Origin of the sequence: Geobacillus sp. JS12, assembly GCF_001592395.1 — a bacterium.
Classification (GTDB): domain Bacteria; phylum Bacillota; class Bacilli; order Bacillales; family Anoxybacillaceae; genus Geobacillus; species Geobacillus zalihae.
This window is the reverse complement of the sequence record NZ_CP014749.1, coordinates 1,773,515-1,795,000: the sequence shown is the minus strand read 5'-3', so window position 1 is coordinate 1,795,000 and position 21,486 is coordinate 1,773,515. Positions and strand designations below refer to the sequence as shown.

Below are 21,486 nucleotides of genomic sequence, written 5' to 3'. Positions count from 1 at the left end.
CTTGGGGTTGTAGGACCGCTCACGATGGGAGTGAGAAAGGAACGGGGTAGACGAACCGGTCTGGAACGGCCGGCCAGAGAAGGTGAGAGCCCTGTAGTCGAAACTTCGTTCCCTCCCGAGCGGATCCTGAGTACGGCGGGACACGAGGAATCCCGTCGGAAGCAGGGAGGACCATCTCCCAAGGCTAAATACTCCCTAGTGACCGATAGTGCACCAGTACCGTGAGGGAAAGGTGAAAAGCACCCCGGGAGGGGAGTGAAAGAGAACCTGAAACCGTGTGCCTACAAGTAGTCAGAGCCCGTTGATGGGTGATGGCGTGCCTTTTGTAGAATGAACCGGCGAGTGACGATGGCGTGCGAGGTTAAGCCGGAGAGGCGGAGCCGCAGCGAAAGCGAGTCTGAACAGGGCGTCAAGTACGTCGTCGTCGACCCGAAACCAGGTGATCTACCCATGTCCAGGGTGAAGGCCGGGTAACACCGGCTGGAGGCCCGAACCCACGCACGTTGAAAAGTGCGGGGATGAGGTGTGGGTAGGGGTGAAATGCCAATCGAACTTGGAGATAGCTGGTTCTCCCCGAAATAGCTTTAGGGCTAGCCTCGGGTTTAGGAGTCTTGGAGGTAGAGCACTGATTGGGCTAGGGGCCCAAAACGGGTTACCGAACCCAGTCAAACTCCGAATGCCAATGACTTATGCCTGGGAGTCAGACCGCGAGTGATAAGATCCGTGGTCGAGAGGGGAACAGCCCAGACCGCCAGCTAAGGCCCCGAAGTGCACGTTCAGTGGAAAAGGATGTGGAGTTGCAAAGACAACCAGGATGTTGGCTTAGAAGCAGCCACCATTTAAAGAGTGCGTAATAGCTCACTGGTCGAGTGACTCTGCGCCGAAAATGTACCGGGGCTAAACGTGCCGCCGAAGCTGCGGGATGACCGTTGGTCATCGGTAGGGGAGCGTTCTAAGGGCAGAGAAGCCAGACCGGAAGGACTGGTGGAGCGCTTAGAAGTGAGAATGCCGGTATGAGTAGCGAAAACAGAGGTGAGAATCCTCTGCGCCGAAAGCCTAAGGGTTCCTGAGGAAGGTTCGTCCGCTCAGGGTTAGTCGGGACCTAAGCCGAGGCCGAAAGGCGTAGGTGATGGACAACAGGTTGAGATTCCTGTACCACCTTCTTCCCGTTTGAGCGATGGGGGGACGCAGGAGGATAGGGCGAGCAGGCGGCTGGAAGAGCCTGTCCAAGCCGTGAGGCTGATCTGCAGGCAAATCCGCGGATCATAAGGCCAAGCGGTGACGGCGACGGAGTGATCCGGAAGTCCCCGATTTCACACTGCCAAGAAAAGCCTCTAGCGAGGGAAGAGGTGCCCGTACCGCAAACCGACACAGGTAGGCGAGGAGAGAATCCTAAGGCGCGCGGGAGAACTCTCGTTAAGGAACTCGGCAAAATGACCCCGTAACTTCGGGAGAAGGGGTGCTCTTTGGGGTGAAGAGCCCTGAAGAGCCGCAGTGAAAAGGCCCAAGCGACTGTTTATCAAAAACACAGGTCTCTGCGAAGCCGAAAGGCGACGTATAGGGGCTGACACCTGCCCGGTGCTGGAAGGTTAAGGGGAGCGCTTAGCGGAAGCGAAGGTGCGAACCGAAGCCCCAGTAAACGGCGGCCGTAACTATAACGGTCCTAAGGTAGCGAAATTCCTTGTCGGGTAAGTTCCGACCCGCACGAAAGGTGTAACGACTTGGGCGCTGTCTCAACGAGAGACCCGGTGAAATTATACTACCTGTGAAGATGCAGGTTACCCGCGACAGGACGGAAAGACCCCGTGGAGCTTTACTGCAGCCTGATATGGAATTTTGGTATCGCTTGTACAGGATAGGTGGGAGCCTGGGAAGCCGGAGCGCCAGCTTCGGTGGAGGCGACGGTGGGATACCACCCTGGCGGTATTGAAATTCTAACCCGCACCCCTTAGCGGGGTGGGAGACAGTGTCAGGTGGGCAGTTTGACTGGGGCGGTCGCCTCCCAAAAGGTAACGGAGGCGCCCAAAGGTTCCCTCAGAATGGTTGGAAATCATTCGGAGAGTGCAAAGGCACAAGGGAGCTTGACTGCGAGACGGACAGGTCGAGCAGGGACGAAAGTCGGGCTTAGTGATCCGGTGGTTCCGCATGGAAGGGCCATCGCTCAACGGATAAAAGCTACCCCGGGGATAACAGGCTGATCTCCCCCAAGAGTCCACATCGACGGGGAGGTTTGGCACCTCGATGTCGGCTCATCGCATCCTGGGGCTGTAGTCGGTCCCAAGGGTTGGGCTGTTCGCCCATTAAAGCGGTACGCGAGCTGGGTTCAGAACGTCGTGAGACAGTTCGGTCCCTATCCGTCGCGGGCGGAGGAAATTTGAGAGGAGCTGTCCTTAGTACGAGAGGACCGGGATGGACGCACCGCTGGTGTACCAGTTGTCCCGCCAGGGGCACCGCTGGGTAGCTATGTGCGGACGGGATAAGCGCTGAAAGCATCTAAGCGTGAAGCCCCCTCAAGATGAGATTTCCCACCGCGTTAGGCGGGTAAGATCCCTCGAAGATGACGAGGTCGATAGGTCCGAGGTGGAAGCGTGGCGACACGTGGAGCTGACGGATACTAATCGATCGAGGGCTTAACCTAGTGAGAAAAGTGAAAGCGCCGCGATTAGCTCTCGAAGCCAAATGTTCTTCACCCGCAGGGGTGCTTGCACCCCGAGGGGGAAGGTTATTTGGCAGAAGAGAGCTAGGCGCTGGAACTGGACAAAGAAAAGCGCAGGCGAGCGGCTTCTTCCGACGGTTATCTAGTTTTGAAGGAATGAATTCTTCTCATGATGCGGAAGTAGTTCAGTGGTAGAACACCACCTTGCCAAGGTGGGGGTCGCGGGTTCGAGTCCCGTCTTCCGCTTCCCAATATGCGCTCGTAGCTCAATTGGATAGAGCATCTGACTACGGATCAGAAGGTTAGGGGTTCGAATCCTCTCGAGCGCGTTTATTAATGAATTCTAAAAAAGATATTGACAAAAAAACAATTAGCGATTATATTCTTAATTGCAATCATTGTTGAGGACAAGTTTAATGATATCGATCATGCGGGTGTAGTTTAATGGTAAAACCTCAGCTTCCCAAGCTGAAGTCGTGGGTTCGATTCCCATCACCCGCTTTCCTTTATTTTATCGCGAATATCGTGGAGTATTATGTTCTATTGATGATGCTCCAGCAACTTGGACGGAATAATGAGAGTGTCATGATTGCTATGTCCCAGTAGCTCAGTAGGATAGAGCAGCGGCCTTCTAAGCCGTCGGTCGGGAGTTCGAGTCTCTCCTGGGACGCCATTTCCATACGAAAAGAACGCGCAAAAGGCGCTGGAACGAAGTTCTCCGATCGCCAGGGAAGAAGATTGATTCCATGTGCGATAGGGGAATTTTTTATTTGGTTATAAGAGCCGACAGTGGGAATATTGGCGTGTTCTGTCGATGATGTCCCAGCAGCTCAGTAGGATAGAGCAACGAGCAAAGGCTTCTATGAAACAACTGCGAGTTGCCCCGACGCATCGGGCTTCTTCGAATCGGCTTGTAGAGGAAGGGGCAGCGGAATAATGAGAGTGCCATGTTTGGTATGTCCCAGTAGCTCAGCAGGATAGAGCAACGAGCAAAGGCTTCTATGAAACAACTGCGAGTTGCCCCGACGCATCGGGCTTCTTCGAATCGGCTTGTAGAGGAAGGGGCAGCGGAATAATGAGAGTGCCATGTTTGGTATGTCCCAGCAGCTCAGCAGGATAGAGCAACGAGCAAAGGCTTCTATGAAACAGCTGCGAGTTGCCCCGACGCATCCATCTTCTTCGAGTAAGCTTGTAGAGGAAGGGGCATCGGCCCTAAGCCGTCGGTCGGGAGTTCGAGTCTCTCCTGGGACGCCATTTCCATACGATTCGTTCGGGTTAAAATCCTCAAAACCCTTGATACGGCCGCGTTTGCGGTCGTTTTTCATTTTTTTGGGAATCTCGAAAAAACGATAGGATCCGAAAAAATTTTGCACGAATTTTGCGCGGTGATCACAGGGCATTATAGAGTTCCATCATGGTTTGATCTACCTGTCGCGATTCTTTTTGTTCCTTCTCGTCTATGATGTGAGAGTAGAAATCTTCATTTGAAAGAGCGTGCAAACGTTCCAAAAGAATGCGCAAAATCCAGAATAATCCGTAAAAATTTTGCGCATGATTTCCGAATCCTCCTGAAATAATTTGAAAAAGGGATTCTGAAATAATGTGCTAATTTACATTAGGATATTATGAAGAGGTTCATCACAAAAAGATGTACTTGACTTTTAAAGACAAACATGATAGCGATGTTGCTCAAAGAGATGTGTGGTATAAAAAGGAAAAATGCTGTTTTCCTGAATCCGTGATAAAGACGCGTTCAAACTGCCAAGAAAACTTGATAAATCAACAAATATTGTGCTCAGGGTTCTTCACCTAATAGGTGAATATTCGGAATTGAGTTGATACTTTGGCATGATTGGGTTTTCCAACATTTTTGATACACTTCTGTCACGGATTCAGGTTTTTGATTTTCTCTACCATAATCGTCTTTCTTTGTCAAGTACACTTTGTGGCGAAGAGCCTGATTTTTTCGCATCTGCTTGTCAAGTACATGTTGTGGTGAAGAGCCAATAATCAACAACCGTGCTAATTTTTAGTTTTTCGTTTTTTATATAAAGCCAGACTGATTGTAGAGGCAATCAGTCCGCTGCTAAAACTCACTCTAAGTACATTTATAATATATTCGGGTATTTCTTTATACTCCGTTGTTGTCACCCCTCCTGACATATATGTTACTGTTTTATAGGGGACAAATATCAATGCTAAAGTGATTCCTATGACAAAACCGTACATAAAACCTTTTTCAATAAAATTATTCAAGACTCATTTCTCCTCTCCTATGTATGTGTCACCAAACCATTCACAAGGAGGTTCATGTCTCATGAATAGACTAGCACATCATCAAGGAATCCACAAGTTTTTCATAACGTTAGGGTTGGCGCTTTATTTCTCGAAACCTGTGATGAAGCATCTCGTTCATATCGTGGATGCGATGGTGACGAAAGGTTTTTTAGGGACGTTGACCGATCTTCATCATGGGAGCTTTCATCCGAACCATCGCACGACACACAGGCATTTTTTACGAAAAGCCCTTGAGCAGAAGAGACGTTGCTGTGCAAACTCCAGCAGTGGATCCTTCGTCGTGTCGAACGCAGCTCGAAACGAGAGAATTCCCCCTTTTTGTTTCGATCGATGATACGATTTGCCAAAAAACGAAGCCCTCGTCACGGGCAACACACGCCATTCAAAGGTGTGATTGGCACGATTCTCACACAGAGAAAAAGTCGATCTGGGGACATTCTCTCGTTTGGCTCATGGTTCATACGATGACTCAAGCGTTTCCTTTTGCCTTTCGCCTCTACGACAAGACGGCTGGGAAAAGGTCGCCCTGTTTATGTGCTCATGGACTCTTGGTATCCATCCCAAAACGCTCGTGGAAGCTTGTCTGAAAAAGGGATTCCACGTGATTGCGATGCTCAAGACGAACCGAATTCTCTACCCGAAAGGCATCGCCATCCAAGCGAAGCAGTTTGCCCGCTATATCGAACCAAATGACACCCGCCTCGTCACGGTGGGAAAAGAGCGTCATCGGGTGTATCGCTGCGAAGGCGCTCTGAACGGTCTCGATGATGCGGTGGTGCTACTCGCTTGGAAAGCCGATCAGCCGATGACACCCGAATATCTTCATTGCGTCTTGAGCACCGATCGAAAGCTAAGCGACGAAGACATCTTGCGCTACTATGCCGAGCGTTGGTCGATCGAATGTTTTTTCCGTCAAGCGAAAGACCAGCTGAAAATAGCTAAAATTCAGTGCGTTATAAGCAGAATAATAATACGAATATTCTGTATTTTTATCACAAGCAATGCATAGCCCAAAAAACGTAAGTTATTTGATATCTCTGGACCAGTTTACAATCGGATCCTGTAAACTAGGTTCTCCATAAGTACCAGTGTAGGTTTCTGATACATTGCCCGTTATGCGATTTATTTTTCGAACAATATAATTTCCTCTATCATGAAATCTAGTTGAATAATATTGTCTACTTGTATACCCTTTTGAAGGACCTAAAAAAGTTCTACCTTTCTCATAAGTATAAGTGACTGACGCATTTAGGGATGCATTTAGCTCTGCAAGTCCTTCGTCCGGCAGTTTAGTCGCCCCACTAATAGTAGCAGAATTAGTAACAGTTATTGAAGATTTTAAAGTTGCTGTTTCACCATAAGCAACACTTATAATCAATTGTGCAGCTAGCGGAGACCTATCAGTATACTTCTTTGTCACCTCGTATCGATAAAGCAAACTTTCCGGCTGAGCAGCATTAAGAGAGAATCGATTGTTTTTAGAATTTAGAATTCCTGCATTGTTTGGGATTGTTATACAAGAAGACGGTTCAATAATATCATGAATAGTTACATTGTCACTAATGTCCGCTTGCTCAGCTATATCTTTGATCAGATTATCACTAAGTCTATCTTTAAAATCTGGCCTATCTAAGTTTATAATAAGCCGTTCACCATCAGATTTTTCTACAATAATTTTTTGGTTAACCCGTGGTGCTAGATAAACTTGATCAAGCATAAAAATAGCCCTTGCTGGCGGATCTCCAGTAGAATGAAAGTGTCACTCAACATTCGAAAGGAGAGATCCCCCATGCAAGAGCACTTTCATTTTACTACAGATCGAGCCAAACTTCAAAAACAATATGCCGCCATTTTCTGTTTTGTTTCTGCCCAACTGTCGTTGATTCAAATGTATCTTCATCGCCGCAACCGTCACTTGGTCAAGCAAGAAGACGAAGTGGTTATGGCGGTTCACCTTTTGGGGAAGCTGCTGGGCTTTTCTTCCGAACGAGCCTGGCATCGCTTTGTCACGGGAAATTTGTTCACAAACGGCTCGTTTCTTGAACGCTCCCGATACAACCGCCGCTGCCGAGCTCTTGGCTTCGCGGTCAAATGGATTCGTCATGAACTGGCGAAACGTGGCCAACACCATGCTAGACATTGTCGACAGTTTGCCTCTTCCGTTGTGCCATCCCGCGAGAATGCAGCGCGTCAAGCGATTTCGAGGGATCGCGGATATGGGGTATTGTGCTTCCAAAAAGCAATGGTACTACGGTTTCAAGCTGCACCTTCAAGTGACCAATCAAGGGCTGGCCATGGGCTATGTCGTGACGGAAGCGTCCTGCCACGACGTCAAAGCCGCTGAAACGGTGATGACTCAAATCCCTCATCCCTACAACTTTGGGGACAAAGGATACATCAGCCGCGCTCTTCGAGAAAAGCTGTACGAAGAACACCAAGCTGCGTTCTGGACACCGTCTCGACACAATCAAAAGCACGGCCCATCCAAGGCATGGGAAGAATGGATCCGAAAAAAACGCAAAGTCATCGAGACAGTGTTTTCGATTCTCGTAGACCAATACCGGATCACCGACATTCGAGCGAATTCCATTGCCGGGTTTGAAGTGGCACTCGATGGCATCTTATTGGCGTATTCCCTGGTCACACTAGGGCTAGTTGAGCGCTGACGCTCAACTAGCACCACGGGTTTAAGACATATAGAAACATTGGGAAACGAACTACTTTAGTAACATTTTTTAAACCTCCGAAAGAAGTTGTGTATGCAGAATATTACAAAGGACAGTTTTGGAAAGTGTTACAATTTTTAATGGAGCATGATCCAGAACCATGGCCTAGAGACATTCCAACAGATCCAAATCATCCTAAATGGGAGTATTGTTTTGGGGGAGAACCTATTTTTGTTGTCTGCAGAGCTCCTATTTATCATGCAAGAAAAAGCAGATACACGTCTAATGGGCTTGAAATTACTTTCCAACCGAGAGGTACGCTTGATGATATAACAGGAGATACTCCAAGAGGTCAACAAGTAAGAGAAATGATTAGAGCCAGATTAAAACAATACGATGCAATTCCTCCTCATCCAGATATAGGCGATTATGGAGCCCCTGACAAAAGAGAATGGAAACAGTATATATTACCTGATACAAATGAAGAAAGTGTGATGAGGTGTCCATTAAAAAAGGAGAGATTCATATATGCTAAGTAGTTTTTTTGCTTCGGTTCTTCTTGGCTTATCTTTATCAATTCCGATTGGTCCTATTAACATAGAAATGGTGAAGCGGGGAATAAAGTACGGATTTTTTCATTCATGGGTTGTCGGATTGGGAGGAATGTCAGCGGATATAGTACTAATGTTTGCCATCTTTTTTGGCTTATCCGTTTTTTTAACAAAATCTGTTGTACAGCTCATCATGTGGTTTTCTGGTTTCTTCATTTTGTGTTATTTGGGTTATGATAGCATAAAGGAGGCATTTAAAAAGGTTGAAATAACCGGAGAGGTGAACAAAGAAGGTTTATTCAAATCATATCTTTCTGGCTTCTTTATAGCTATATCGAATCCACTTAATATTGTTTTTTGGGTTAGCATCTATGGATCTGTATTAGCGATGGAATTGAATTCTATTGAAAGGTATCATGCACTTGCTAAAAGTAGTGCGATATTTCTGGGGATCGCACTATGGGATTTTACAGTAGCACTCTCTGTACATTTGGGAAGAAAAATGATAAGTCAAAAGTGGCTAAAATGGTTATCTGTTGCCGCAGGGATTTCTTTGATTGGATTTGGTATAAGCTTTGGATATAGAGCATTTAAAACATTTTTACATATGATATAATTTTTGGCATCAAAAGATCCCTCTGAAGTCATTGGCTAGAAGCGCTGAATCACATTTAGGTGGTTGAGTGCTTTTTTATTTTTCCTCGTCTTTTTAGCATTTGTAGACGTTAAAGAACAAAGCGGTTCGCGGCCGCAACCACCATTGAAAGTTCCTTTGGTTGGCCTCATCGCATATTGGGTCGAATTTTGTTTTGCAAATGAAAACAAATTGAAACGTTCCTTTCGGCGAAAGTTTGTTAAAATGTATAGGATAGAAATAAAATTAGAAAACGTGCCATACAATGAACATGCATGGCAAATATACGAGTCAGGTGATCGACATGGGGTTTGAACAGCAACTTGTTCATAAAACATTTTACGAGACGCTCGTCGAGGCGGTGGAACGCGACGTTGTCAGCGCGCTTGGCGATATGTTTTTCACGGCGCATCGGGATGGCGCGGATTTGTCGTCGATTCGCTTTGCCCAAGGGGAAGTGTATTTCCACCGCCGCGACTATGAAGCGGCCATTTTTAAATGGGAACAAGTCCATCACGACGATTTGCGCCCGTGGGCGCAAAAAAATATCGCCGACAGCTACTATGAGCTTGGACGGCTCGAGCTGGCCGAGGAGCTGTACCGTTCGATTGAGACGGAAAGCGAAACGTTGCATGCGGAAATCATTTTGCGCCTGTTTTCGCTCTACCGTGAGTTGGGGGAAAACGCGAAAGCGGATGATATGATTAAGCGCGGCGTGACGTTGTATCCGGATTATCCGAACATGACCGAATGGGCGCGCGCCTTTTTCGAGGAGCAAGGTGATTGGGAAAGCGCCCTCGAGCTTGCTTTAGGAGAGGCGGTGCGGACGTCGGCGCGCCGCTGGGCGGACATCTTGACCGGTTATGTGGAACAAGGACATGCGCGAACGATGGCGCCTGCGCGGTTTTCACGCTGCCTGGCGCTGTTGTACGAAACGGATCGGGTGAAGTTTGAACGGCTTGTGCAGGCGCTATGGAACGGTTATCGGGATGGTGACCTCTATTTTTCGTGGCTCGCAGAGTGGAACCGCCTCTATGATGAGTTGTCGATCGGCCGCGACTACGACTGGAAGCGAATTCCCGGCCTTTTAGGGGAAGCTTATGCAGGATTGATGAAAGGGCCGTACCGATTGAAAGAGTTGGTGGAAGTGGTGCCACCGCTTGTCAAAAGCTGGGTGAGTTTAGCCGACGGTCCGGAGACAGCGGTGGCCGCGGCTGCCTTGTTGGCGTGGAGCGAGAAATTTCCTGAGGCGTTTGAAGAAGAGATGGTCAACGACGCCGCTAAGCGGCTCGTCCATGCGAAACGGCAAGCTGGGGAAGCGGGTGTGTCGCTATTTGAAGAAATTGCCGATTGGGCGGAAGAGCAGCGGGCGGGCTCGCATTTCCGCTTCCGCTGGTTCGTGCGGCAACTGTCCGATTCGCGGGCGCATTTCGTTTTGGTCGCTGGGGCGTCGCGCCATGAGCGGTTGGCGTTTTTGCGGACGTTGGTCGGCGAGGCAGCGTTGGCGGCGCCATCTGCGCCGGTGCTTGCGTGGAGAAACGGCGGGGAGATGGAAGTGGCGAAAATCAGCGACGACCAGTTTACCGTTTTTTCGAGCATTGACGAATTTCAACAGGCAACGGGCGGCCGCGGAAGCCGATTCTCCGATGACGCTGTCATTGAATGCACGGCGCCGTTTTCACTCGTGCCGCAAGGGATTGTCTTGTTGGATATCGGCCCGCTCGGCGGGCGCGCTTCATTCGACCATGAAGCGCTTGTGTCGTTTTCGCTTGCTGACAGCATTCTTTTTCTTCTCAACGGTGAGGATCCGTTTTCTAGCGCCGATGAACAGTTGATGCTGCAGCTTCGCGAGCGGGCGCCGTCTGCGCCGATGTACGTTTTGCTTCCTCCGGGCGATGGGATGGTGGATGAAGAGGAGACGGCGAGAATCGTTGAGGAAGTGGAAGCACACGTTCGTACGATCGTTCCGGAAGCCAATGTCATGGTCTATTCGCCGCATGCGCCAAGCCGCAAGCAGCAGCAAGCCCTCGTCGGCTGGCTTGAGGAGATGCGCCGATGCGTGTCCCCTGTCCGCCGCGAGGAAGCGATTTTAACGACGATCCGCCAGTTCATCGCTCATTTGTTCCGGCAGCGGGCCGAGGCGGAAAGCCGACTGGCGGAGCTGGTCGTATGGAAAAAAGAAATGGCGGCCAAACTCAGCGGCGCCATTCATCAGCTTGGCGACCTGCAAGAGGAGAAAACGGCCAAAACGGCAAAGTCGTTCCACACCGTCTTGGCGGAAATGCGGGGCGAGCTGTTGACGGCGATTCCCGATCTGTTGCGCAGCATGGCGGATCTTGTGAGCGAAGACAGCGATTTTTCCCGCTTGCATCTTGAACTGAACAACAAAGCGAACGAACGGCTTCGCGCTTACCTTGATGAAGAGGCGTTGCCAAAGCTGCGCCGCGCCATGGAACAGTGGATTGCAGCGACGGAAGACGAATTCAACGAATGCCAGGTGTTTTTGCATGAAATGGGCGAAGGGTTTAACGCCATGTTCGGCCAGGAACGGCTCAAGCTCGAATGCGATTTTCGCATTCTCGCCGATTGGCGGCGCGATACGGATCGGTTGATCAACGGGGTGCAAGTGGGCAAGGTGAACGTTTTCTTGCGGAGAACGCCAAGCCAGCTGCTGTTGAAAGGGGCGGGCAAACTGCTCGGTGCCTTTGCGCAAAACAAGGCGATGCTGGCGCAAAAGTATAAGCAGTTGATCCAGACGCAAGATTACGCTGAGGCGGTGGAGGCGATCATCCAGCAGTTGCTGCTGCCGTTTGAATGGTTTGCCAAATCGCTTGAGCGTGATGTCACTCAATTTTTCCATGCGCCATTGACGGCGCTCGATGAAACGTTGAAACGGCTGGAGCTGGAGATCGCTGCCCAGGAAGGCGAGCTCAAACATATGCGCAAAAACCCTGAGGCGTACCGCGACCCGCTCGTGCTCTTTGGCATTCGTTTGCGGCAATGCGAGCAGCTGGCGCAGGCGGCATCTGCCGCTGTGCACTTGCTGCAGGACGAAAACAAACCAATCCGTTCGGTCTAATGGTTCCGTGCAAAACCGTGTTTGAACGAAATAAGGCTGCGCCAACGGTCGGATCTGGCCGCTCGTTTGGCGCAGCCTTATTGTTTAGAGCTGGCGAAACCGATTACGCCAGTTCGAATGCCCAGTTGCCGCTGCGGAAAATCGGCTCGCGCTTCCCGTCTTTCGTCACGCCGTCAATGTTCAGATCAGCTGAGCCGATCATAAAGTCGACGTGGACGAGGCTGTCGTTGACGCCGCGGCGGTCAAGCTCCTCTTTGGAAAGAGAGGCGCCGTTTTCGATATTGGTCGGATACGCCTTGCCGAGCGCCAAATGGCAAGCGGCGTTTTCGTCAAACAGCGTGTTGTAAAAAATGAGATTGGACAGCGACACCGGCGATTGGTGCGGCACGAGGGCGACTTCCCCGAGGCGGCGCGCCCCGTCATCGGTGTCAAGCAAGTGCTTAAGCGTCTCATATCCTTGTTCGGCGCTGAAGTCGACGACTTGACCGTCTTTGAACGTGAGCGTAAACCGATCGATCACGTTGCCGTTGTAATTGAGCGGCTTCGTGTTGCGCACCGTGCCGTTGACGCCGTCTTTATGCGGCATGGTAAACACTTCTTCGGTCGGGATGTTGGGATTGAAGCGCACGCCGCTTTGACTCGTCGCCGCGCCGCCGTGCCAGACGTGCCCGTCGACGAGCTCGACTGTGAGATTGGTGCCGGGCGCTTCATAAACGAGTTGTTTGTATTGCTTGTTGTTTAAGTAATCGACGATGCGGGCGAGCCGGTCGTTATGTTCGCGCCAGGCAGCGATCGGATCGTCATGATCGATGCGGGTGATGCGGAAAATCGCTTCCCATAATTTGTCGATGGCTTCTTCATCGCGCAGATCGCCAAATACTTTTTGCGCCCACGCCGGTGTGGGGACGGAAATGAGCGACCAGCAGTTCCGGTCGGCCATAATGGCGCTCCGATAGTTGGCGAGCGCTTGCGCCGCTGTTTTATTGGCGGTCGCGATCCGCTTTGGATCGACGTCTTTTAACAAGTCCGGATTCGGGGCGTAAATGGATAAAAAGGCAGCGCCTTGTTCGGCGAGTTCTTCCATCGCTCTTGCCCGCCACATCGGATATTCGGAAAACGCTTCCTCTGGGGCGTGGTGAAATTTAATGTATGTAAGCGCCTCGTCGTTCCACTCGACATACACATGCTTTGCCCCGGTTTCGTACGCCGTTTTGGCGATTTTGCGGACGAGCGGCGCCGCCTCGAGCGGGGCGTTGACGAACAGCGTCTGCCCGGGCTGAATGTTCACCCCGACTTTCACCGCCAGTTCGGCGTATTTGTCCAATTCCTTCTCCCAACGGTTCATCTTCCTCACTCCTTTTTTGGACTGACTCATCTCCACTTTATTATAATTCCCGCCGCCTCGCAACTTAGGGAGCTTTACATGTGGATGCTGTCCGGACGAGAGCGAAACGTTCCGATGTAGGACGCGCCTCATATTGGAATAATAGGATGAGTTGACACATATGTAAAGAGTAAAGAAGGTTCCATGGTGAAGACCACCAACTGTCGTTGTCACCGGCACTATCGTCGCAGCCTGATGATAGTGCCATTTTTATGAAAAGGGGGTGTAGGGCAAAAGGAGGGGGATGTACTGGCAGATCAAGTGTGCGCCTGCGCAAAACCATACAAACAGGGAGGAACAGCGATGAATGGCATCATCTTGGCGGAACTCGTGCTGTATTGTCTTGTGATGGCGGCGCTTGGCTATTGGTATGGGAAAAAGGAGATGAGCCATTCCGATTTTTTGCTTGGCGGAAAAAAACTCCCCGGCTGGGCGCTCGCGTTTTCCGAGCGGGCGACAGGCGAATCGGCATGGCTGCTGCTTGGCTACACGGGTTTTGTGTTTGCAAGCGGCCTTTCTGCCATTTGGGTGGCCGTCGGCATTATCATCGGCATTGTGTGCGCCTGGCTCTTTTTGGCGGACCGTTTCCGTCAAGAAGCGGAGCGACATGGAGCGCTGACCTTGCCCGGCTATTTAGCGAAACGGTTCGGCGCCCACGGGCAAACGATTTTATGGCTTTCGACCGTCCTTATTTTTAGCTTTATGATGTTTTACTTCAGCGCGCAAATTGCGGGAGCGGGCAAGACGTTGTTTGCCGTGTTTCATATCGACCCCGCGCTTGGCATGGTCATCAGCGCGGCGATTGTCATCCTTTTGTCGTACACTGGTGGGTTTGTCAGCGTCGTCTGGACGGATATGATTCAAAGTGTGCTCATGTTGGCCACGCTCGTCATTTTGCCCATTGCGGCGCTCGTGGAAATTTATAGCGGCGGGTTGTCGATCAGTGAAGCGCTCCATCACGCGAAACCAGGGCTCGACTCATGGACGGGGGGAGTGACCGGTGTGGCGCTTGGGCTATTGTTGTTTAACAATTTTGCCTGGTTTTTCGGCTATCTAGGCGGCCAGCCGCAGCTGAGCGTCCGCTTTATGGCTCTAAAAGACGCCCGTGAGGCGAAAACGGCGAAGACGGTCGCCATCGTTTGGACGCTGTTGGCGTATGGTGGTGCGTTTTTGATCGGCCTTGCGGCGATTGCGCTTTATCAAAATCAGCCTTTCGCCGATGTTGAGACGGTGTTGCCGCACATGGCGCTCGATTTATTGCCGCCGTGGCTCGCGGGAGTGCTTTTGTCGGGCATTTTGGCCGCCATCGTGACAACGGCCGATTCACAGCTGCTGGTGATCACGAGCGCCATCAGCGAAGACATTGCGCGCCGTTCTTTGCGCCTTCGCCTGTCGGAAAAACAGCTTGTCGCGCTTTCTCGGGCGGTGGTGGTCGTTGCCGGGCTGCTTGGCTTGGTGTTGGCGATGACATCCGAGTCGCTTGTGTATTTTATTGTCAGCTGGGCATGGGCAGGGATCGGCTGCACGTTGTCGCCGGCGATTTTGCTCTCTTTCTTCTGGAAGCGGTATTCCGGCATCGGCGTCATCGCGACGATTGTGGCCGGTTTTGTCAGCACGGTCATTTGGATTTCTTCTCCGCTTGAGGCCATCGTTAGCTCGCGGTTTACGACATTTGCCATTGCGCTGGCGGCCGGGGTGCTGTTTAGCCTGTTGTTCCCTGACCGGCAACGGACGAAGTAGCCTGCCACGCGGCTGATACGGATGCCTCCCCCGCGCGTCAGGGGAGGCATCGCCGTCATGGCTGTTCGCTGTCCAAAAACTGACGCACGATCTCGGCGCATGCCTCTCGGTCGTACCGGTGGTAGAACGTCGTTGCAAATCGGGCCGGATCGCCGAAGAAAAACCGCTCATACAGCGTTTGCCGCGTCCCGAAGGCGCTCATCGCCATATCCCAGGCGAAGCGGAACAGCCGCACCCGTCCGGTTGCGCCCGTTTTGCTTGGCCCGATAAAGCGCCTGATCGGCAAGGGAAAGAAGGGACTCCGTGCCTTCATTTGGCTGTGGGACGGCGACGGCGGCTCCGACGCTGACCGTAACAACACAAGCAGCAGGCGAGGAATCGTGCGGAATGGCGAGCCGTTCGACGTTTGCCCGCACCGCCTCAGCGGCAGCCGCTGCTTCGGACGGCGAAGTGTGCGGCAAAATGACGGCAAATTCCTCACCCCCATAGCGCGCTGCCGTCCCGCCGTATTGCTCTGCTGTTTGCTTCAGCGACAAGGCGACCTTGCGCAAACAGTCGTCCCCGCATTGATGGCCGTACGTGTCGTTGAACCGTTTGAACGCATCGATGTCGACCATCATGACGGCAAACGGCGCTTTCTGCCGCTTTGTGCGTTCCCACTCGCGGACGAGGCGCTCATCGAATGAACGGCGGTTGGCGATGCCGGTCAATCCGTTTTCCTATGGATAAAGACCTAATGCTTAATATTGTGAATGGATCTCGTAGTCATAATTCCACCATAACTTTTTGAATATATTGTGAAATAATGAGCAAATATGCTCCGCCAGGCGAAAAAACGATTAAGATAAAAGTGTAAAGAACATTTTCTAAAACGAAGGGGAAGAAATACGATGGTTGTCAAATGGTTGCGCAAACACGTCACAGCGTCGTGGTTGATGGTGGTGTTCCGGTTGTATTTAGGGTATGAGTGGGTAATGGCGGGATGGGGGAAAATCACGCAAGGGTTTGACGCCACCGGATTTTTAAAAGGAGCGTTGGCGAAAGCCGCTGGGGAACATCCTGCTGTGCAAAGCTGGTGGGCGGCGTTTATCGAACACGTGGCGCTGCCGAATGTCGGATTGTTCAACTTCCTCGTGCCATGGGGTGAATTTCTCGTCGGAATCGCGCTCCTTCTCGGATTGTTTACGACGTTTGCCGCCCTCATGGGAGCTGTTATGAACTTCGCCTTCATGTTCTCGGGCACGACGAGCACGAACCCGCAAATGGTGCTGCTCACCGTCTTCATCCTCGTCGCCGGAGCCAATGCGGGACGATACGGCTTGGACCGTTGGGTGCTGCCATATCTCCGCCACTGGTGGACGGATAAAACGCATCGTCCACACCGTCCTGCCACAGCGCATAAATGACCGCCATCAAGCCGCGTAAGCTGCGCCGGACTTTCCTCCTTTTCCGAACGGCCGCTCCTTCTCCGAATGGAAGGGGCGGCCGTTTACCGCGTCGGATAAAATGGTTGGCTGTTTGAGAAAGGAAATTGACGAATGACGGCGAAATGATATGCATATGGATGAAGCAGGAGACATGAACAAGTATTTGAAAGCGTTTTCTGCAAGGTAACATACTAACCGTTCAGTATTTTTTATAAGGGATGGTGAAACGAATGAATGAAACACGCCCATACTGGCCGAGCGGGCTGCCAAAGGAGCTCCGCTATGAGCTCGGCGAACAGCCGCTCTATGGCTATTTGCGCCATCGCGGCGAACGCGAGGAAAACGAGCCGGCGTACATTTTCTATAACAAGGTGATCACGTGGGGAACCTTGCTCGATCACGTTCACCGTTTTGCCCGCTATTTGCGGGAAAAAGGGGTGGGGAAAGGAAGCTATGTCGCTTTGTACATGCAAAACTGCCCGCAATACATCATCGCTCACTTTGCCGTTCAGCAGCTCGGCGGCATTGTCGTCCCGCTCAACCCGATGTACCGCGAATCCGAGCTCGCCTATTTTTTCGCTGAAGTGCCGCTTGCCGGCATCATCGCCGGAGAGGAAGGAGTGCCGCGCGTTCGACAAGCGGAACAACAAACAGCGCCGTTGTCGTTTACCGTATCGTGCCATTACGGCGAGTACGCTGATCCATCTGGAGAGATCCCACTTTGCGAGGAGGTGCTGCAACCGAAGCAGGCGTGTGAAGGCGTGGATGAGTTCGCCGCCATCATCGCCGCTTATTTGCCGTTTGATGAAGCCGCCCCTATTGACTTATGGAACGATGTCGGGCTGATCATTTTTACCTCAGGGACGACCGGACGGCCGAAAGGAGCGATGCTGACATACGGCAACGCGCTGTTTAAGACGGCTGCATCCGCGCAGGCGAACCGGCTGACGGAAAAAGCGGAAGTGCTGATGGCCCATTCGCCGCTTTGCCATATTGCCGGGATGGTGATGGGGTTGAATACCCCGGTGTATACCGGCCACCCGTGCGTGCTGTTTACCCGCTTTGACCCGTTGGCGACGATCAAGGCCATCGAAACGTACAAGGTGACCGCCTGGTACAGCATCGCGCCGATGAACGCTGCTATATTGCAAGTGTTGCCTACGACTTCGGCTGATGTGTCAAGTTTAAAGCGCAATTTGGCCACCAGCTTCGGTCTGCCGGTGACGAAAGACCTTGCCGAGCGGTGGGCGGAAGCGACCGGCGGCTGCCTGTTGTACGAAGCCGCCTACGGGTTGAGCGAGACGCATACGTGCGACACGTTTATGCCGGATGACCGTGTGAAATTTGGATCGTGCGGCATCCCGACATATGAGACGGACATTCGCATCATCGACCCGGAAACGAAACGGGAGCTTGGGCCTGGGCAGTCGGGGGAAATTGTCGTCAAAAATCCAGGTGTCTTTAAAGGCTACTTCCGGCGCGATGACGCGACGAACGAGACGCTGAAAGACGGGTGGGTGTACACGGGCGATATCGGGTATGTTGATGAAGACGGCTATTTGTATTTCCAAGGGCGGTTGAAAGAAATGATCAAAGTGTCCGGCTACAGCGTCTTTCCGGAAGACGTCGAGGCGCTGTTGAACGAACATCCGGCCGTCAAGCAATGCGCGGTCATCGGCGTGCCTGACCCGATGAAAGGGGAAGTGCCGAAAGCGTTTGTTGTGCTTCATGATTCGCGCAAAGGAAAGGTGGCGCCGTCTGAGTTGATCGAATGGGCGAAAGCGCATATGGCGGCGTTCAAGTATCCGCGTTATATCGAATTCATCGATGAATTGCCGGCGACGCCGTCAGGCAAAGTATTGCGAAAGCTGCTTCCAAGGGAATAACATCGCGGCGGGGTTTTGGCGCGGGCCGCCCCGCCTTTTCCGGAAAAGGGGGATCACGGTGGACAATTTGCGGCAATTAACAGACGAACTGATGGCGAAAAAAGCGAGCGGCTGCTCGCCGCTTGGCCGACGGGGTTTAATGGAAGCTAATGGGAAATCCCCTCCGCCAGTGGCGGACGGGGTGGCGCTTGGCTGTTTCTTTTTCATCGAGGGACAGCGGTCGGATGCCGCATGTGAGAGGTGAAAAGTCGAAAAATACATTGACAATCCAATGGAAATGGAATATTCTTTAACATCTTTCCGAAAGAAGTCTCCCACTTCTAAACGAAGTGAAAGTGGGAGATGAATTTCGGTTAGGTATAGCCTAAAATTGTCTCTTTTTTGTGTGTTATGATATAATCAGTTTTAGAAAAATGAAAGGCTGTTGTATCAATGAAATTAGACAATAATAACCATTCAGTGTTCCTGTTGTATGATCATCTTGTGCTGGTTGTAAAATATCGCAGACAAGTGATTGATGATACCATATCTGACTATGCAAAAGATATGTTTGTGAGATTGGGTAAAAATTACAATATTTCCTTGGTCGAATGGAATCACGATATGGACCATGTGCATATTTTGTTCAAAGCACATCCAAATCGTGAATGATCCAAGTTCATCAATGCCTATAAAAGTGCAAGTTCTCGACTGATCAAAAAGCATTTTCCGCAAGTGAAAAGAAAACTGTGGAAAGAATATTTTTGGTCAAGAAGCTTTTGCCTGCTTACAACGGGTAGTGCGCCCATTGAAGGAATAAAAAAATATATAGAAAATCAAGGTATGAAGTGATGTGGTGTCGATATGGCAAACAAAGCCTATCAGTTCCGTCTGTACCCAACAAAAGAACAAGAACAACGGCTCGCCAAAACCTTCGGTTGTGTCCGTTTTGTGTATAACAAAATGCTTGAAGAGCGCATACAAATGTTTGAAAAGTTCAAGGACGATCAAGAATCCTTGAAACAGCAAACATTTCCGACCCCTGCCAAGTACAAAAAGGAGTTTCCTTGGCTAAAAGAAGTGGACAGCCTTGCGCTGGCAAATGCTCAACTAAATTTGCAGAAAGCGTTTCAACACTTCTTTTCCGGCCGCGCTGGATTTCCCAAGTTCAAAAACCGCAAGGCGAAACAGTCGTACACCACAAATGTGGTGAATGGCAACATCAAGCTTTCAGATGGCTATATCAAGCTGCCCAAACTGAAATGGATCAAGCTCAAGCAACATCGGGAGATTCCTGCCCACCATATCATCAAGTCTTGTACGATCATGAAAACCAAAACAGGAAAATATTATGTTTCTATTCTCACCGAATATGAGCATCAACCTGTGCAAAAAGAAGTGCAAACGGTTGTGGGGCTTGACTTTTCCATGAGTACGCTATATGTCGATAGCGAGGGTAAGAGAGCCAATTATCCTCGATTCTATCGCAAAGCATTGGAAACATTAGCGAAGGAACAACGCATTCTATCACGCAGAAAGAAAGGCTCGAATCGTTGGCACAAACAGCGTCTGAAAGTGGCAAAGCTGCATGAGAAAATTGCCAACCAGCGCAAGGACTTTCTGCATAAGGAGTCGCACAAATTAGCGAAACGGTATGATTGCGTGGTCATCGAAGACCTCAACATGAAGGGGATGTCACAAGCCCTCCATTTCGGTCAAGGCGTTCATGACAACGGCTGGGGCATGTTTATCACTTTCCTTCGGTACAAATTGGAAGAACAGGGGAAGAAGCTGATCAAAATCGACAAATGGTTCCCCTCGTCCAAAACGTGTTCGTGCTGCGGTCGAGTCAAGGAGTCTCTATCGCTTTCTGAACGGACATTCCGCTGTGAATGTGGATTCGAGAGCGACAGGGACGTCAATGCGGCCATCAATATCAAACATGAGGGCATGAAACGATTGGCGATCGTCTAATTTGTCCTCGAACCGTGGGGCACACGGGGATCGCTAGGTCAACTTCCCATCATGAGATGGGATTACCCGAGAAGCCCCCACCTCTAAGCGAAGCGTAGGTGGTGGGAGTATGTCACTTAGAAAGATGTCTAAATATCGAATGTTTTTGTCCATATTTAGATAATTTTCTAAATGTCTAACTATAGACCGGCATGAAAAATCGTTTGCATGCGCCGCATACGAAGCTGTGATAAACGAAAAATGCCCCTCAGCGGTTCATCCAACGAAACTCGTTTGCAAGGTGGGATCGCCATTGTCATTCAACGAAGCGTTTAAAGCGATCGCCGATCCGACGCGCCGGAAAATTTTATCTCTGTTGCGGAACGGGGAGTTGACAGCAGGGGAGATCGCTTCGCATTTTGATATGCAAAAACCGAGCGTCTCGCATCACTTGAAAATTCTCAAGCAGGCTGATTTGGTGCAAGACCGGCGTGAGGGACAGCATATTTACTACTCTCTGAACACAACGGTGTTTCAAGATTTGCTGCGCTGGTTTTACGATTTTGTCGAAAGGGGAGAGAAACATGTGGAAGAGTAATCGGCTTGCGATCATGCTTACAGTTTTCGCCTATGTCATCAGTCTGGCTGCCATTCCTTATTTGCCGGATCAAGTGGCCATTCACTGGAACGCAGCGGGTGAAGCCGACGGCTTCAGCAACAAATGGTTGGGTGCCTTCCTTCCACCCTTATTGATGACACCTCTCATCATGTTGATGGGAGTGCTGCCGAAACTCGACCCGAAAAAAGCCAACTACAGCCGCTTTCAAAAAAGCTATCGTATTGTCAACGCGGCGCTCGCCTGCTTTTTCTTGCTCCTGCATATCGCAACATTGGCGTACAATCTTGGGGTTTCGGTCGATATTGGGCGTCTCGTGCCGCTTGGCGTCGGAGCGCTGTTGATCGTGCTTGGAAACTACATGCCGAAAATCAAACACAATTATTTCATCGGCATTCGCACACCGTGGACATTAGCGAGTGAGACGGTTTGGCATAAGACGCACCGTCTTGGCGGCAAAGTGTTTATCGCGATGGGGATTTTGTCGATGCTCACCGCGTTTTGGCGCGGAGAGATGAGGGCTGTTTTGTTTCTCGTCATCATCGTTGTCGGCAATTTGTATCTCATCGTTCAATCGTTTCTTTATGAGCAGCAAGAACAGCGCAACCGTTCATAAA

The 21,486-nt window shown here is 50.7% G+C and carries 13 protein-coding genes, 4 tRNA genes, 1 rRNA gene and 5 pseudogenes (1 of these 23 running past the window's edge); 18 read left to right on the top strand and 5 right to left on the bottom strand.

Features of this window, described 5'->3' with window-relative positions; translation table 11 throughout:
- The 5 genes from A0V43_RS08680 to A0V43_RS08660 form a co-directional block, all read left to right on the top strand.
- Positions 1–2,638 (top strand): 23S ribosomal RNA (locus A0V43_RS08680) (it extends 290 nt beyond the left edge of the window).
- A 192-nt stretch (positions 2,639–2,830) separates the two neighbouring features.
- A tRNA-Gly gene (locus A0V43_RS08675) sits at positions 2,831–2,902 on the top strand.
- A 9-nt stretch (positions 2,903–2,911) separates the two neighbouring features.
- Positions 2,912–2,985: transfer RNA gene (locus A0V43_RS08670), tRNA-Arg, on the top strand.
- Positions 2,986–3,086: 101 nt separating this feature from the next.
- A tRNA-Gly gene (locus A0V43_RS08665) sits at positions 3,087–3,157 on the top strand.
- Positions 3,158–3,252: 95 nt separating this feature from the next.
- Positions 3,253–3,329: transfer RNA gene (locus A0V43_RS08660), tRNA-Arg, on the top strand.
- Positions 3,330–4,678: 1,349 nt separating this feature from the next.
- On the opposite strand, the gene A0V43_RS08655 is transcribed toward A0V43_RS08660, so the two are convergent.
- Positions 4,679–4,912: a hypothetical protein gene (locus A0V43_RS08655; RefSeq protein WP_063192917.1), complete on the bottom strand. Its 234-nt coding sequence runs from the start codon at positions 4,910–4,912 to the stop codon at positions 4,679–4,681.
- A gap of 61 nt (positions 4,913–4,973) precedes the next feature.
- Here A0V43_RS08655 and A0V43_RS08650 point away from each other — a divergent pair.
- A pseudogene (locus A0V43_RS08650) lies at positions 4,974–5,891 on the top strand (transposase); the annotation flags it as partial.
- Positions 5,892–5,978: 87 nt separating this feature from the next.
- Here A0V43_RS08650 and A0V43_RS18990 read toward each other — a convergent pair.
- Positions 5,979–6,671: a hypothetical protein gene (locus A0V43_RS18990; protein WP_128578012.1), complete on the bottom strand. Its 693-nt coding sequence runs from the start codon at positions 6,669–6,671 to the stop codon at positions 5,979–5,981.
- A gap of 72 nt (positions 6,672–6,743) precedes the next feature.
- On the opposite strand from A0V43_RS18990, the pseudogene A0V43_RS08645 reads away from it, so the two are divergent.
- The 4 genes and pseudogenes from A0V43_RS08645 (at position 6,744) to A0V43_RS08630 (ending at position 11,884) form a co-directional block, all read left to right on the top strand.
- Positions 6,744–7,620: pseudogene (locus tag A0V43_RS08645) on the top strand (IS982 family transposase).
- Between the two features lie 23 nt (positions 7,621–7,643).
- Positions 7,644–8,159 (top strand): annotated as a pseudogene (locus A0V43_RS18985) (YqcI/YcgG family protein); the annotation flags it as partial.
- Positions 8,149–8,787, top strand: coding sequence for a LysE family translocator (locus A0V43_RS08635; protein WP_013144954.1), 639 nt, complete (start codon positions 8,149–8,151; stop codon positions 8,785–8,787). The pseudogene A0V43_RS18985 and the gene A0V43_RS08635, both read left to right, overlap by 11 nt.
- Before the next feature lie 283 nt (positions 8,788–9,070).
- Positions 9,071–11,884 (top strand): tetratricopeptide repeat protein, encoded by a 2,814-nt coding sequence (locus A0V43_RS08630; protein ID WP_063192915.1) that lies wholly within the window; start codon positions 9,071–9,073, stop codon positions 11,882–11,884.
- A 103-nt stretch (positions 11,885–11,987) separates the two neighbouring features.
- On the opposite strand, the gene A0V43_RS08625 is transcribed toward A0V43_RS08630, so the two are convergent.
- Positions 11,988–13,229, bottom strand: coding sequence for an aminopeptidase (locus tag A0V43_RS08625; protein ID WP_063192914.1), 1,242 nt, complete (start codon positions 13,227–13,229; stop codon positions 11,988–11,990).
- 342 nt (positions 13,230–13,571) lie between these two features.
- On the opposite strand from A0V43_RS08625, the gene A0V43_RS08620 reads away from it, so the two are divergent.
- The gene (locus tag A0V43_RS08620) at positions 13,572–15,008 is read left to right on the top strand and encodes a sodium/proline symporter (protein ID WP_063192913.1); all 1,437 of its coding nucleotides are present in this window, start codon (positions 13,572–13,574) and stop codon (positions 15,006–15,008) included.
- A 55-nt stretch (positions 15,009–15,063) separates the two neighbouring features.
- On the opposite strand, the pseudogene A0V43_RS18980 reads toward A0V43_RS08620, so the two are convergent.
- Together A0V43_RS18980 and A0V43_RS08615 are read right to left on the bottom strand one after the other, a co-directional pair.
- Positions 15,064–15,255 (bottom strand): annotated as a pseudogene (locus A0V43_RS18980) (4-hydroxyphenylacetate 3-hydroxylase C-terminal domain-containing protein); the annotation flags it as partial.
- Positions 15,176–15,718, bottom strand: a complete 543-nt coding sequence (locus A0V43_RS08615; protein WP_063192912.1) for a diguanylate cyclase — start codon at positions 15,716–15,718, stop codon at positions 15,176–15,178. The pseudogene A0V43_RS18980 and the gene A0V43_RS08615, both read right to left, overlap by 80 nt.
- A gap of 180 nt (positions 15,719–15,898) precedes the next feature.
- Here A0V43_RS08615 and A0V43_RS08610 point away from each other — a divergent pair, with 180 nt between their 5' ends.
- The 7 genes and pseudogenes from A0V43_RS08610 to A0V43_RS08585 all read left to right on the top strand — a co-directional run bounded on the left by A0V43_RS08610 (position 15,899) and on the right by A0V43_RS08585 (position 21,485).
- Positions 15,899–16,414 (top strand): DoxX family protein, encoded by a 516-nt coding sequence (locus A0V43_RS08610; RefSeq protein ID WP_063192911.1) that lies wholly within the window; start codon positions 15,899–15,901, stop codon positions 16,412–16,414.
- 251 nt (positions 16,415–16,665) lie between these two features.
- Positions 16,666–18,321: a class I adenylate-forming enzyme family protein gene (locus A0V43_RS08605; RefSeq protein ID WP_063192910.1), complete on the top strand. Its 1,656-nt coding sequence runs from the start codon at positions 16,666–16,668 to the stop codon at positions 18,319–18,321.
- 58 nt (positions 18,322–18,379) lie between these two features.
- On the top strand, positions 18,380–18,565 hold the full coding sequence (locus tag A0V43_RS08600) for a hypothetical protein (protein WP_063192909.1): 186 nt from the start codon (positions 18,380–18,382) through the stop codon (positions 18,563–18,565).
- Between the two features lie 188 nt (positions 18,566–18,753).
- A pseudogene (tnpA, locus tag A0V43_RS18975) lies at positions 18,754–19,152 on the top strand (IS200/IS605 family transposase).
- A 12-nt stretch (positions 19,153–19,164) separates the two neighbouring features.
- A complete protein-coding gene (locus A0V43_RS08595; RefSeq protein WP_063192908.1) occupies positions 19,165–20,274 on the top strand; it encodes an RNA-guided endonuclease InsQ/TnpB family protein in 1,110 nt (369 codons plus the stop codon).
- A 292-nt stretch (positions 20,275–20,566) separates the two neighbouring features.
- Positions 20,567–20,851 (top strand): autorepressor SdpR family transcription factor, encoded by a 285-nt coding sequence (locus A0V43_RS08590; protein ID WP_015375228.1) that lies wholly within the window; start codon positions 20,567–20,569, stop codon positions 20,849–20,851.
- The gene (locus A0V43_RS08585) at positions 20,838–21,485 is read left to right on the top strand and encodes an SdpI family protein (protein WP_063192907.1); all 648 of its coding nucleotides are present in this window, start codon (positions 20,838–20,840) and stop codon (positions 21,483–21,485) included. Before A0V43_RS08590 ends, A0V43_RS08585 begins: the two co-directional genes overlap by 14 nt.
- Position 21,486 lies beyond the last annotated feature (1 nt).